The following is a 12,918-nucleotide window of genomic DNA, read 5'->3' as shown; positions in this document are numbered from 1 at the left end:
TAAGTATCAGTGAGATACTTCAGTAGCTTTTTTAATAAAACCTCTAATTCTATCAAATAAAATAAGTTAATAGAAGAAAAATACTGTAAAGGCTTTAGAAAAACTAATTAATTATCAAAATTCTAAATAATTATACAAAATAATAGAAATTTCTTATCAAACATGGTATCATGTAATTTGATGTTAATTTCCAATATTTAAATATAAACTAGAGGGGGTATTTTATGAAAGCTAAAGCTTTAGGAATGATTTTATCAGCTGGAATCTTAACACTAACACTAACAGGATGTGATGGGGAACAAAAACAGGCATCTGTCGAAGTTAACCAGCAAGTCAAACAAGTCTACACAAGACCAGATGTTACAAATCCAGAGGATGCAAAAAAACTGCTGTTAGAAGGTAACAAAAGATTCATTAGTGGAGAGATATTGAACAAGGACTTAAGTAAAGAAAATCTAAAGAAGTTAAGTATGGGACAAAAACCACTAGCAGTAATAGTTGGTTGTAGTGATAGTAGGGTAAATCCTGAAATAATATTCGATCAAGGGCTAGGAGATTTATTTGTTATTAGAGATGCTGGAAACGTCATAGACAAAATAACAATGGGTAGTGTTGAATATGGTGTAGAACAATTAGGTGCGCCACTAATAGTTGTACTAGGTCATGAAAAATGTGGTGCTGTAGAGGCTACTGTCAACAAGGCTCAAGCTTCTGAAAATATACAGGGAATAATTGAAAAAATAAATATTTCTTTAGAAGGCATAGATAACAATGCATCAAAAGATAAGATATATGCAGAAGTAGAAGATAAGAATATAGAAAACACGGTAAATGAGATAAAAAGAGAACCTGTTATAGAAAACTTAATAAAAGAAAATAAAGTTCAAGTTATTGGAGCAAAATATCATATTGAAACTGGAGAAGTAGTATTTGAGTAAATCTAATATAGAACTTAGATAAGAATAACATAATTATAGAGTGAATTAATAATACATAATAGATATACCTTATATCATTTATAACGATATAGTACTTAAATATAGAGAAATAAAAAAGAACTATAATATAACTTATATATTATAGTTCTTTTATTTAACACATATTATCTTAGTTTCCCCAAAACGCAAAATATGCAATAACTAAAATACCTAAAATAATACGATACCAACCAAACGCTTTAAAGTCATTATTTTTAATGTAACTCATTAAGAATTTTATAGCTACAACAGAAACAATGAAAGCTACAACCATACCTGTAACTAAAATAGCTATTTCCATACTAGTGAAGCTAAGTCCGAATTTAAGTAGCTTTACACCGCTAGCACCAAACATTATTGGTATAGATAAAAAGAAAGAATATTCTGCAGCTATGTAACGCGAAGTGCCTAATAAAATTGCACCAAGAATAGTTGCACCTGAACGTGACGTACCTGGAATTAAAGCTAGAACTTGAAACATTCCAATCAAGAAAGCTGTTCTATAGCTTAGATCACTAAAACTTCTAATATTACCGCCACGACCTTTATTACGATTTTCAATGATGATAAACAAAATACCGTAAACAATTAACATTATAGAAACAGTTTTATAGTTATATAAATGCTCATTTAACCAATCATCAAATAAGAAACCAAATACTCCTGCTGGAATAATTCCGACAATAACTTTATACCAAATTGACATAGTATCTTGCTTCTCTTTGCTGGACTTACTAGGGGAAAAAGGATTCAATTTATGAAAATATAATAGAACAACAGCTAATATAGCTCCTAGCTGGATAACCACAAAAAACATTTCCTTAAAAGCAGCTGAAGCATTTAATTGTATAAATTTTTCAACTAAAATCATATGACCAGTACTACTGATAGGAAGCCATTCAGTAATTCCTTCAACAACTCCTAAGAATACTGCTTTCAATAGTTCGATAAAAATCATAATTTACTACCTCCAAAACATTTAATTATTTATCATATAATTTTCAAGCACATAAATAAGTATATCACTATAAATATATTTTTACGATAGTTTTATTTATAATCCTCTTATATACTATATATTCAGTAAATCTTATTTTATCATTATAAATTCACTCATTACTAGTAATTATCAGTGAAATGGGTATAAAATAAAAAAACAGAAGGAGAGATATAATGAAATATTTATTTTTACAATATCCAAAGTGTAGTACTTGTAAGAAGGCTAAAAAGTGGCTTAATGAAAATAATATAAGCTATGATTCAAGACATATAGTAGAAGAAAATCCAACAGTAGAAGAATTATCTAAGTGGATTGAAAAAAGTGGACTACCTATAAAAAGATTTTTCAATACTAGTGGAATTAAATATAGAGAAATGGGACTAAAAGATAAATTATCTGAAATGTCTGAAAAAGAGCAAATACAATTACTTTCAACAGATGGAATGCTAGTAAAAAGACCTATTATAGTAGGTGAAGAGAGAGTGTTGGTAGGGTTCAAAGAGGTAGACTGGGAGGAGCTTAAAAATATTTAGTAAAAGATATTTTAAGTAATCATCAGTTTATTTCAATTATATTAAAATTAAATTACAGTATAATTTCCAGCTTATTAACTATTAATATATATGATAGAATTATGGTAATTAACAAATAAAGGAGGAAATTATATGAATAAGAAAGCGATTTTAGCTACGTCTCTTCTTACCATATGTTTAAGTACTGCGATTTTTTCAAAAGAGAGCCTAGCTAAAGATCAGACTGTAAAAGTTACACTGCCAAGCTTTACAGTTAATTTAAATGACAATAAAGTGGATAATCAATATAGAAATTATCCACTTTTAGTTTATAAAGATATAACATATGTCCCAATGACATGGTATGACTGTAGACTTTTAGGCCTAAAAACTGAATGGACTGAAAAAGATGGACTTAAAATTTCTCAAGAAAAGGTTACATCATCTTATGCTCCATATAAAACAAACAATAGAAACTCAAATAATTACAATGCAAAAATTCCTAATTTTAAAGTTAGCGTAAACGGAAAAATAGTAGACAATTCTAAAGAGGAATATCCAATTTTAAGCTTTAAAGATGTAACATATTTTCCTCTTACATGGAGATTTGCACATGATGAATTTGGATGGGGTTATGAGTGGGATAAATCTAAAGGACTTAATATAAAGTCAAGTAATCCACAGGTAAAAACAGTAAATCTTCCTGAATATGCGGGTCAAAATGGAGTTGCTCTATTTAAAGGCTACTATTATTTTGTAGAGACAGTTGGCAATACAAATAAAATATATAGAGCATCGGAAAATGATTTATCAAATAAAGAATTAGTACATTCATATGAATTTAGCACATTATATGGTTTTAACAATTATTTAGGATTCCAATTGAGAGATAATCAACTCTGGGCATACTATCGTGTTGGAGGAGCAAGTATGGGTTCCGATGTATATTTGAAAATAAGTGAAGATGGTAAAATTATAGAAAAACATTCAGGATACTTAGATTTTAAAGATACATTAAATGGAACATTGGGAATAAATCAATTTGTACCACTAGGACCTAATAATCTTTTACTTATACCAAAAGGTGAAGACTATGACAATGGAAAAAGAATAGGAGATCCTAGTTTCATATATGGTTGGTATACAAAAACAGAAGATGGTGGCATGATTTCTAGCTATGATAATTCTACTACAATAATTAATAATGAAGCGTATGTGTTAACATCATATTATCCAATGGAAAAAGGCGAACTAAATAGGATTTACAAAATAAATTTAGATACAAATGAAATGACAAAGATTACAAACTTTGAAGTTAAGAATTTTAAAATAAGAAACAACAAAATTTATTATGTAAAAGATGAAGATGAATATCTATACTCTTCAAGTTTAGATGGAACAAATGAAAAAAGAATATCCGATAATAAAATATCAGATATTAATGCATGGTACGATGAAATTAATGGTAATGTATATTACACTACTTTTAAAGATTATGATAAATACAATTTATATAAATCAGAAGTATCTAAAGAGGATACACTTGTACTAAAAGAGTCAATACAGAATGTTCAAGTTTCAAATAATAAAATAATATGCAAACTTTCAGATGAAGAAGATTATGGGATTAAAGTACTTGATAGTGACGGAAACCTGAATTTAGCGATCACAGATAAAATCTCAAATACTTTTGTTCATGATGGTAAAATAATAATAGTTTTAGCGGAAGATAAATCTATAAAAGTAATAAAGTAGTTTTTAGTTAATAAAAATTGTACCCATTCATAATAATAAAAAAACATATTGTATCCCAATAGAATGTATAGTATAATGACTATAACATAATAAATAATGAATGGAGGGGTACATATGAGTGGAGCTATGAATACAAGCAAAGCAAATGTGCAAACAAAAACCAAAGACTTGATACTAACATCACTTGCTATAGGTCTTGTATATGTTTCAACTGCTATTATAGGAGTTGAAATACCTACTCTTACTAAAGGTGGACTTATACACTTAGGAACAGGGATGCTATATATATTAGCGATATTACTAGGTGCTAGAAAAGGAGCTATAGCAGGAGCAGTGGGCATGGGAATGTTTGATTTATTTTCACCATATATAATATGGACACCAACCACTGTAATAACTCGAGCTATCATGGGATTTATAGTAGGATATATTGCTTGCAAGGATGGAAAACAGGGGACCAGCTTTGTAAGAAATATAATCGCTATGGTATTAGGTGGAGCTTGGATGATTGTTGGGTACTATGTAGGTGAAGCACTAACATTCAATAATTGGGTTATGCCGATAGAATCTATATCAGGAAATTTAGCACAAATAATAGTTGGTTTACCAGCGGCACTAATGCTGGTAGAAGCAATAAAGAAAACAAAGATAATGGATCAAATTTAAAAATAATTATAGAACTCTACAAAATAAAGGGGTTTTGTATAATAAATATTTTCAGTAAATCAAGAAATGTTCAACCTTCATATTAAGAAAATAACCTCATCACTACTAGCGGATCACTAATAGTAATGAGGTTATTTATATTTTCAAACTATTTTATAGAAACATTCCTAAGAAGAGAGTTCCCATTATAAACCCTTACTGTTGCAATTAAATCTCCTTTAAGTCCGTCTTGCTCTAACTTTTTACCTGTATTTTCTGGAACAAAGTATTTATCAAGATTATACTTCATAGTATATACATCTACATATTCCCCTTTATTTTCAGGGAAATCACTATTAAGTCCGCTTACAGGAGCTTCTTCTTCTGAAGATTCTTCAAAAGTAGTATATTTACTTAAAGTTCCTTTTAAATAAATTCCTGAATCAGGCTTCTTAAGAGAGATATTTTTAATAACGTAATATCCGTCTAAACTTTTTTCTAATAAAGCAAATGCAAGAGTACTATACGTTTGCTCGTTATCTTTAAAATAATCTTTGACTTCATTACTGACTTTATCTAACTCAATATCTTCTATTTTATAAGAGAGAACGACATAGTCACCTCTAAACAAATCTCTTGGATCAACTGGCTTTGTTTCTAGCTTTATATCTACTCCACGTGATATTGTAAGCAAGGGAGAAATAGTCATACTTAATAGTATTAATATAGGTATAGAAAAAACAATTATTCTTTTTAATAATCTTTTATCTTCCATTAGATTTTCTCTCCTTTCTTCCTCTGCCTTTCAAAATAGAAGCCAAATATTATAAGTATTAGTCCTCCTATCATAAATACCAATGACTTTGGAAGAAAGTCATATGATATATCAATGTAAAATCTTAGAATTAAGGAGCAGACTATAGCAATACTAAAAAGACTTCCTCTATTCATTAGAAATAATGCAAAGATAAAGTAGAATATTCCCCAGAATATATTTGCACTAGTGTGAGAGAATACTCCCCATAAGCTCGAAAATGTTAGGATAAAGCCTGAAATCCAATGGACTAAATGACCTTGAAGTTTGGTAATATATCTTAAATCTTTTTTTATAGGTAAAAATACCATTATAATTCCTAAAGAAAACATTATAAGTAATATATACAAGCTACCATTTTTAAAATTGCCTATAAATCTCAATAATACTAGTGTAACTATATTAATACTTAATAAATTTATAAAGAAAGTATATAACTTGCTAAAGTTAGTTTCTTTAAGAGTATAGTAGAATACAGGCAATATAATTATTGCAATAGTAGGTAAGGTTTCTCCTTGACTGAAATAATACATGTTTGAATATATAAGCATTAAGAAACTTGAAAAAGTTAATATTATAATATCCTTTAAATACAATCCAATTGCAACTATACCTAAAGACCACAATAAAAATGCACTATGGAATGATCCTCCAAGATTGAAGGTTTGTCCTACAAGAAATATTCCAGCACCATATGAAATCACTCCAATATAGTACAGAGTTCTTGATGTCTTAGGAAGACTTATTTCAAGCCTATACCCTATAAAGTTTACTCCTATAATTGAAAAAATTATTAATAGAAACTTGTATAATTTAGATAAATAAATCCAATTACTAGCTATAAAACTTAATATACCAGCTCCTAGTAAAATTGCACCAACTATAAGAACAATACGGATAAAATTGTGTTTTTCTTTCAACTCATAATTAGAAAGCATGGATGATTTTTGAGAAGAACTAATTATGCCTTTAGATTGAAAAAAATCTAATTCATTGCTTATAGTTTTGAAAAGGTGTCTACTTACTAGTCTCTTATCCATAAAATTACCTCCTTTTTAAAAATTCCAAATAAATTATATAATCAATAACTAAACTTATCCACATACTATACTAGTGAAATTTTAATAACTCGAATTATATGAATAATAAGTACCCAAGAACAAGTGATAATATCAAGTTTATATGATATAATTTTAAAAATAATTTAAATTAATACAAGGGGTGTTTTTTATGAACGGTATGTACTTATCTAGAAGTTATGAGGTAACAAAATTAAAATTGATACTAGATAATATCTCTATTTATAGAAATTTACTTAATGATGAAGTAATCAAAAAGTTGTCTGAGCTTCTGGAATGTTTAAATAGTGCCAAAATGGATTTAGGGGAATTCGTAAATAAGTATAATGACTTTTTCTTCGAATTAGGTTCTAAACCTATATTGTCATTAAAAGATTATATAATAGATAAAATAATATTTGATGAAAACCCCTTCTCACTTAGAATAGAGAGTAAGGACTTATCTCAATCTAAAGTATTCATAGAAAATGCAGTTAAAAGTGACTTAGATCACCTTATGTTAGCAGGAGAAGTTAATTCTAGAGTTATAAAGTCATATGCTATAGAGCATTTTAATGAAAGTGAATTTGAAACTAAAGTAATAAAAAACCTTCCAGAATGGCAAGTAGGTAGCAACCATAATTATGACAATTGTAGTGAACATTTAAAAAGTATAAGAAATACTTTTGCTAAAAGTGATCAGTGGAGTAATTGCTTTAAAGAACTTAGTGAATTTTATAAGAAATATGGTTGTGGAATGTTTTCTAAGTTTAGAGCATTTACTTGGGAACGCTTATCAAATTCAAGTTCATTAAGAGGAATAGACAATCCAGATCCAATAATATTATCTGATTTAATAGGATATGAGTTGGAGCGTGAAATTATAGTTGAGAACACACTACAGTTCATAAACTCTTTTCCTGCAAACAATATGCTTCTTTATGGTGATAGGGGTACTGGTAAATCATCTACAGTTAAAGCGCTTTTAAACGAGTACTATGATAAAGGATTAAGAATTATAGAAATACCAAAAGAGTATCTTGCGGATTTTCCAGATGTAATAAGACTTTTAAAAGGTAAACCACATAAATTTATTATATTTATAGACGATTTAACTTTCGAAGATGGAGAAGTAGGATATGCATCTCTTAAGGCGGTTTTAGAAGGAAGTTTAGAAAGTAAACCTAAAAATGTGTTAATATATGCCACATCGAATCGTCGCCACTTAGTTAAAGAATATTTTCATGAAAGACAAGGTTTACAGTCTGGAAATAGATATGAAGAAGTACATGCTTCAGACTCTATTCAAGAAAAACTTTCTCTTGCAGATAGATTTGGAATCACAGTAGTATTCTCAGCACCTAGTCAAAATGAATACTTAGAAATTGTAGAGGGAATAGTAGAAAATAGAAGCTTAAAAATAGATAAAGAAGAGTTGCACAGGGAAGCTTTAAAGTGGGAGAAAAGACATAATGGTAGATCTGCAAGAACAGCTAGACAATTTGTAGACTGGCTTGAAGGACAAATTGGAATGAATAAATAATATAAGGTTAACCATTAACATGAATATATGAATGTGTAAATTAGAACAAATTATATGTTAATGTTGGACATTAAGGGTTACTTTAACATCAACATTAACATATACTATTAATATGAATATATTAAAAAAAGGTGATATAAATGCTTGATATATGTATATTAGGCACTGGTGGAGGAATGCCCATGCCAAATAGGTATTTAGCTTCTGCATTAATTAGGTATCAAGGAAGAAAAATACTTATAGACTGTGGTGAAGGAACACAGGTATCTATGAAGATGTTGGGATGGGGATTAAAGACTGTTGATACCATATGTATAACTCATGAACATGGAGATCATACAGTAGGGCTACCAGGCCTATTGGCAACTATAGGTAATAGTGGCAGGACAGATCCAATTACTATAATAGGACCAGAAGGAATAACTGAAATAGTAAATGGACTCAGAGTCGTAGCACCAAACTTACCTTATGAAATAAATATAATAGAAAGTCCTCAGGAACCTATAAAATTACTAGATTCTAAGGGGACTATAGAAGTATCTACGCTAGAACTAGATCATTCAACTCCATGTATAGGATATAATTTTTATATAAAGAGAAGTCCGAAATTTCAAAAAGAAAAGGCTTTTGAAAATGACGTTCCTAAAATACTTTGGAATAAGCTTCAGGATGGAAATGAAGTTGAGTACGAGGGTAAAATTTACACTCCAGATATGGTACTCGGTGAAGAACGGGAAGGAATTAAAATTAGCTATATAACTGACACACGACCTATAGAAAACATTGTGGACTTTATAAAAGATAGTGACTTATTCATATGTGAAGGTAATTATGGTGATGATGCAGATATAGAAAAAGCTATTAAAAATAAGCACATGACTTTTAGTGAAAGTGCTAAGCTTGCTAAAAGTGCTAATGTAAAAGAATTAGTTTTAACTCACTTTAGTCCAGCAATGGGATGTCCAGAAGAGTATATAGATAATGCAATTAAAATATTTAAAAATTCTAAAGTATCTTATGATAGGGATATTTATAATGTGAATTTTAAAGATAGAAAAGTTACACTTATAAGCGACCAACTTGGAATATAATTGTTCAAGTTGGTCGTTTTATTATAAAAAAAGTGTACTATATTAAATAATACACTTGACACACTGTGTACTACTATGTATAATACAGTTAATACATGTAGTAAAAATATTTTAGTAAATTTAACTATGAAGGTAGAAAGGAGGTAGAATATGTTTTCTATAGATACAAGAGGTGATAAGCCCATCTATGAACAGATAATAGATAATATAAAAGAACTTTCTGTAAAAGGCATTTTAAAAACAAATGATAAGTTGCCCTCTATAAGGGAGCTAGCGGGGATACTTACTGTAAATCCTAATACAGTTAGTAAGGCCTATCAAGAACTTGAAAGACAAAAAGTAATAGAAACAATAAGGGGTAGAGGTACTTTTATGTGTGAAATTAAGAGTAGTGAAATAGATGTTGAGAGGTTGAAAAAAACAATGGAAAAGTTAAAAGACATTTGTATTGAGCTAAGCCATATGGGATTTGATAAAAATAAAATTATAGAGGAAATAGAAAATATTTATAAAGAAATTAAAAAGGAGGACTAATATTGTGATTAAGATAAGAAATGTCCATAAAAGTTTTGAAAACTTTAAGGCACTAGATGACATCTCTATAGATATAAAAAAAGGAACGATACATGGACTCATAGGTGAAAATGGAGCAGGTAAAACTACTTTAATCCAATCACTAGTAGGAATATACACAGTAGATGAAGGTGAAATACTTATAGATGGAAAAACTATATATGATAACAATGATGTTAAAAAAGATATAGGATATGTAGCAGATAGAAATCAATTTTTTACAGGCTATAGAATAAAAGAATTAATAGAATTTTTCAGCTATATATACCCTACTTTTTCTAAAGAAAGTTTTGATAATTACAATAAAAAACTTAACCTGGATGTAAATAAAAAAGTAAAGCAATTATCAAAGGGTATGCAGATGAGACTCTCTCTAATGCTAAACTTAGCAATTCATCCGAAAGTGCTAGTACTAGATGAACCAACATCAGGCTTAGATGCTATAGTAAAAAAGATATACTAGATATTTTAATAGAGGAAGTTCACGAAAAGGAGATGACCGTAGTTATTAGTTCGCATCACCTTAGTGAGTTAGAAAAAATATGTGATGATGTAAGTATAATAAATCATGGAAAGGTAACATATCAGTCTTCTGTAGATAGTTTAAAGCAAAATATTAAAAAACTTCAAGTTGTATTTAAGGATAAGTTACCGGAAGATATACATACACTTAGAGGTGTTATAAGTATTGAGAATATTGGAAGTGTTTACTATATAGTAACTAATAAGTTTAGCAAACAGTTTGAGGATAAACTTAAGGAAAGAGGAGCTATAATAATAGAGCCTGTAGGTATAACACTAGAAGAAATATTTATATATACAAGTAAAGCTAGAGCAGAAAGAGGGGCTTAGTTATGAAAATAAATAAAGCATTAGTTAAACATGAATGGAGAACTATGAAGTGGATGCTAATTTACTTTACTTTAGTTTCAATAGGTTATATAGTCATGTTTAATTTAGGAATAAGATATTCTTATATATCGATGTTAAAGTATGGTACATCTGTCGATGGTAATATAATAATAGACATTTTAAGAGGAATAAACGAAGTAATATCTATACCTTTTGGAATAGGTATTGTACTAATGATAGTTATGCAGTTTAAAGACAGCAAAAGCTTAGAAGTAGGAAGATTTTTAAAATCATTACCAATAAGTAGTCGTGAATATTACTTAACAAAGATAATATCAGGAATAATGAGCTATACTTTACCTTTTATAATTTTAGTAATAGGGGTTTTAGCTATAAGAACAAATAACATGGAATGGATAAATGATAGTAAAAACATAAGTATAGTACCAGATATTTTTATAAAATTAGATAGCACAACAAATGTATTTACTCTGTTAATACTCGTTTACTCAATAGTAACTGCAACTTATACGTTTTTATTCATGGTTCAGTATCTAGTAATGAATACAATTGGTGGAATAGTAATAGGAATACTGTCTTGGTTATCACCTATGTTTATATTGTTCTCGGTAGAATATATATATGGAAATTATATTTTTAAGAGTCTAGGAGCAAGTTATAAAATACTAGAATATATACAGCCTTGGATATATCACATAAATGCTAGATATTCTCAAGTAGCCCCACTAATTACAGATTTAGAAAAGTATCAGGGAACGGCATATGTATATGTATTTGAAGGAATACTAATAAAAATTGCTATATGTGCTATCGTTGCATTAGCTAGTGTGCTTTTAGCATATTTTTTAACTAAGAAAAGCAGAATTGAAGATTCAGATACAATGATTACATTTAAAGGGGCTAAAAAAATATTTATAATAGGAGTAACTGTTTGTTCTGCACTTCTTGGAGGAACCCTGTTAAAGATATTCTTTGATAATTTCACTGATGTAAACTTTATAACACAACATATACTTATGATTATTACTGGATCTATAGGATTTATAATAAGTCGTAAGATTTCAAATATAGGCGTAAGATAGGAGGGATTAGATATGAAAAGGTTAGGTCTAATGGTATTAAGCACCATAATTCTAACAGGATGTACATCTACAAATGGGATACTAACTATCAAAGATATTGAAGAAATAGACCATAAACAAGTTGAAGAAATAGTAAATAAACAAAAAAATATTCTTTATACTCCAGAGGAAGTAAATGAAGTAATAACAAAAATTAATAACCTAGGTGCTGAAACTATAGATAAAAATGAATATACACATGAGATAGTGGCTAGAAATTATTCAAGCAAGGAAGAAAAAGAATACTTTAATAAAGTAGTAGATATATTAGATGAAACTATTGCTAAAGGACTTAGAAATTATATAGATAGCCATGCTGAGATTGATATAGGCAAAGAAGGTGTTCAAACGGCTATTATTGGGCGAGTATCAGTATACATTGACAATGATAACATTAATAGAATGTACTATGATGAAAACGAAAATATAGGAAATAATATAAGTATAAAAATATACACAAAAGATATAAAAGATAAAGAATACCTTAATTTAATAAATAGCATAAAAGCAAAAGATTTCTTATTACAAGACATAAAACTAGGAAAGTACCAAAATCTTATAAAAATAAGTAATGTAATCTATTTGCATGATCAAAAGGATGTATTAAAAAAAACACCACCACAAGTAAGTTATGAGATATTTACGAAAGACAAAGAAATAGAAAAAGTAAGAGTATCTATAATAAAAGAAAAGAGCATCGACGTGGAAGGTAAGGATATAACTCCACTTAAAAACATCGGAAGTATTTTAAGGTTTAATACTAAAGACTTTAAAGTACTAGAAGATATAACAAGTAATATAAATCAAAACGTTAAAGGTAATAAAAAAATATCTACAGATGGATTAGAATATAAATATCGTAACATAGAAAAAGTAGATAGATATACTGAATCTAAGCAGCATATGATAGAAGTAACTATAGAGAAGAACAATAAATAGTAAACTCTATTTGTAAA

14 protein-coding genes are annotated in these 12,918 nt (G+C 28.6%); 11 read left to right on the top strand and 3 right to left on the bottom strand.

Annotated features, from left to right (window positions below; all coding sequences use genetic code 11):
• The first annotated feature begins 224 nt into the window (after positions 1-224).
• A complete protein-coding gene (locus CURI_RS09415) occupies positions 225-938 on the top strand; it encodes a carbonic anhydrase (RefSeq protein ID WP_014968023.1) in 714 nt (237 codons plus the stop codon).
• 169 nt (positions 939-1,107) lie between these two features.
• On the opposite strand, the gene CURI_RS09410 is transcribed toward CURI_RS09415, so the two are convergent.
• Entirely contained in the window at positions 1,108-1,935 is an 828-nt protein-coding gene (locus tag CURI_RS09410; RefSeq protein ID WP_014968022.1) for an undecaprenyl-diphosphate phosphatase, read from the bottom strand.
• Positions 1,936-2,150: 215 nt separating this feature from the next.
• Here CURI_RS09410 and CURI_RS09405 point away from each other — a divergent pair, with 215 nt between their 5' ends.
• The 3 genes from CURI_RS09405 (at position 2,151) to CURI_RS09395 (ending at position 4,910) form a co-directional block, all read left to right on the top strand.
• The gene (locus tag CURI_RS09405) at positions 2,151-2,510 is read left to right on the top strand and encodes an arsenate reductase family protein (RefSeq protein WP_014968021.1); all 360 of its coding nucleotides are present in this window, start codon (positions 2,151-2,153) and stop codon (positions 2,508-2,510) included.
• Between the two features lie 132 nt (positions 2,511-2,642).
• Positions 2,643-4,244, top strand: coding sequence for a DUF5050 domain-containing protein (locus CURI_RS09400; protein WP_014968020.1), 1,602 nt, complete (start codon positions 2,643-2,645; stop codon positions 4,242-4,244).
• A gap of 114 nt (positions 4,245-4,358) precedes the next feature.
• Entirely contained in the window at positions 4,359-4,910 is a 552-nt protein-coding gene (locus CURI_RS09395) for an ECF transporter S component (RefSeq protein ID WP_228370411.1), read from the top strand.
• 148 nt (positions 4,911-5,058) lie between these two features.
• On the opposite strand, the gene CURI_RS09390 is transcribed toward CURI_RS09395, so the two are convergent.
• Positions 5,059-5,664, bottom strand: a complete 606-nt coding sequence (locus CURI_RS09390) for a GDYXXLXY domain-containing protein (protein WP_014968018.1) — start codon at positions 5,662-5,664, stop codon at positions 5,059-5,061.
• Positions 5,664-6,743, bottom strand: coding sequence for a DUF2157 domain-containing protein (locus CURI_RS09385; RefSeq protein ID WP_014968017.1), 1,080 nt, complete (start codon positions 6,741-6,743; stop codon positions 5,664-5,666). The genes CURI_RS09390 and CURI_RS09385 overlap by 1 nt, the downstream gene beginning before the upstream one ends.
• A 190-nt stretch (positions 6,744-6,933) precedes the next feature.
• On the opposite strand from CURI_RS09385, the gene CURI_RS09380 reads away from it, so the two are divergent.
• From CURI_RS09380 to CURI_RS09355, 7 genes are all read left to right on the top strand, one after another.
• The gene (locus CURI_RS09380; RefSeq protein WP_014968016.1) at positions 6,934-8,304 is read left to right on the top strand and encodes an ATP-binding protein; all 1,371 of its coding nucleotides are present in this window, start codon (positions 6,934-6,936) and stop codon (positions 8,302-8,304) included.
• Between the two features lie 140 nt (positions 8,305-8,444).
• A complete protein-coding gene (locus tag CURI_RS09375) occupies positions 8,445-9,395 on the top strand; it encodes a ribonuclease Z (RefSeq protein ID WP_051003985.1) in 951 nt (316 codons plus the stop codon).
• Positions 9,396-9,545: 150 nt separating this feature from the next.
• Complete coding sequence (locus CURI_RS16445; RefSeq protein ID WP_014968014.1) at positions 9,546-9,929, top strand: GntR family transcriptional regulator; 384 nt, start codon at positions 9,546-9,548, stop codon at positions 9,927-9,929.
• Positions 9,930-9,933: 4 nt separating this feature from the next.
• Positions 9,934-10,431, top strand: coding sequence for an ATP-binding cassette domain-containing protein (locus CURI_RS16160; RefSeq protein WP_051003984.1), 498 nt, complete (start codon positions 9,934-9,936; stop codon positions 10,429-10,431).
• 32 nt (positions 10,432-10,463) lie between these two features.
• Complete coding sequence (locus CURI_RS16155) at positions 10,464-10,820, top strand: ATP-binding cassette domain-containing protein (protein ID WP_051003983.1); 357 nt, start codon at positions 10,464-10,466, stop codon at positions 10,818-10,820.
• 2 nt (positions 10,821-10,822) lie between these two features.
• Positions 10,823-11,923 carry a hypothetical protein gene (locus tag CURI_RS09360; RefSeq protein ID WP_014968013.1) on the top strand — a complete coding sequence of 367 codons (1,101 nt, stop codon included), beginning with the start codon at positions 10,823-10,825 and terminating at the stop codon, positions 11,921-11,923.
• A gap of 12 nt (positions 11,924-11,935) precedes the next feature.
• Complete coding sequence (locus CURI_RS09355) at positions 11,936-12,901, top strand: hypothetical protein (protein WP_014968012.1); 966 nt, start codon at positions 11,936-11,938, stop codon at positions 12,899-12,901.
• Positions 12,902-12,918 lie beyond the last annotated feature (17 nt).

The organism is Gottschalkia acidurici 9a (genome assembly GCF_000299355.1).
In the GTDB taxonomy this organism is placed as follows: Bacteria; Bacillota; Clostridia; order Tissierellales; family Gottschalkiaceae; genus Gottschalkia; species Gottschalkia acidurici.
The sequence above is the reverse complement of the archived record's forward strand: the minus strand, read 5'-3'. Positions and strand labels throughout refer to the sequence as shown.

Bases quoted from the DNA above. Each gene is read 5' to 3' on its own strand.
- CURI_RS09415 (WP_014968023.1), top strand. From the start codon at position 225: ATGAAAGCTAAAGCTTTAGGAATGATTTTATCAGCTGGAATCTTAACA.
- CURI_RS09410 (WP_014968022.1), bottom strand. From the start codon at position 1,935: ATGATTTTTATCGAACTATTGAAAGCAGTATTCTTAGGAGTTGTTGAA.
- CURI_RS09405 (WP_014968021.1), top strand. From the start codon at position 2,151: ATGAAATATTTATTTTTACAATATCCAAAGTGTAGTACTTGTAAGAAG.
- CURI_RS09400 (WP_014968020.1), top strand. From the start codon at position 2,643: ATGAATAAGAAAGCGATTTTAGCTACGTCTCTTCTTACCATATGTTTA.
- CURI_RS09395 (WP_228370411.1), top strand. From the start codon at position 4,359: ATGAGTGGAGCTATGAATACAAGCAAAGCAAATGTGCAAACAAAAACC.
- CURI_RS09390 (WP_014968018.1), bottom strand. From the start codon at position 5,664: ATGGAAGATAAAAGATTATTAAAAAGAATAATTGTTTTTTCTATACCT.
- CURI_RS09385 (WP_014968017.1), bottom strand. From the start codon at position 6,743: ATGGATAAGAGACTAGTAAGTAGACACCTTTTCAAAACTATAAGCAAT.
- CURI_RS09380 (WP_014968016.1), top strand. From the start codon at position 6,934: ATGAACGGTATGTACTTATCTAGAAGTTATGAGGTAACAAAATTAAAA.
- CURI_RS09375 (WP_051003985.1), top strand. From the start codon at position 8,445: ATGCTTGATATATGTATATTAGGCACTGGTGGAGGAATGCCCATGCCA.
- CURI_RS16445 (WP_014968014.1), top strand. From the start codon at position 9,546: ATGTTTTCTATAGATACAAGAGGTGATAAGCCCATCTATGAACAGATA.
- CURI_RS16155 (WP_051003983.1), top strand. From the start codon at position 10,464: ATGACCGTAGTTATTAGTTCGCATCACCTTAGTGAGTTAGAAAAAATA.
- CURI_RS09360 (WP_014968013.1), top strand. From the start codon at position 10,823: ATGAAAATAAATAAAGCATTAGTTAAACATGAATGGAGAACTATGAAG.
- CURI_RS09355 (WP_014968012.1), top strand. From the start codon at position 11,936: ATGAAAAGGTTAGGTCTAATGGTATTAAGCACCATAATTCTAACAGGA.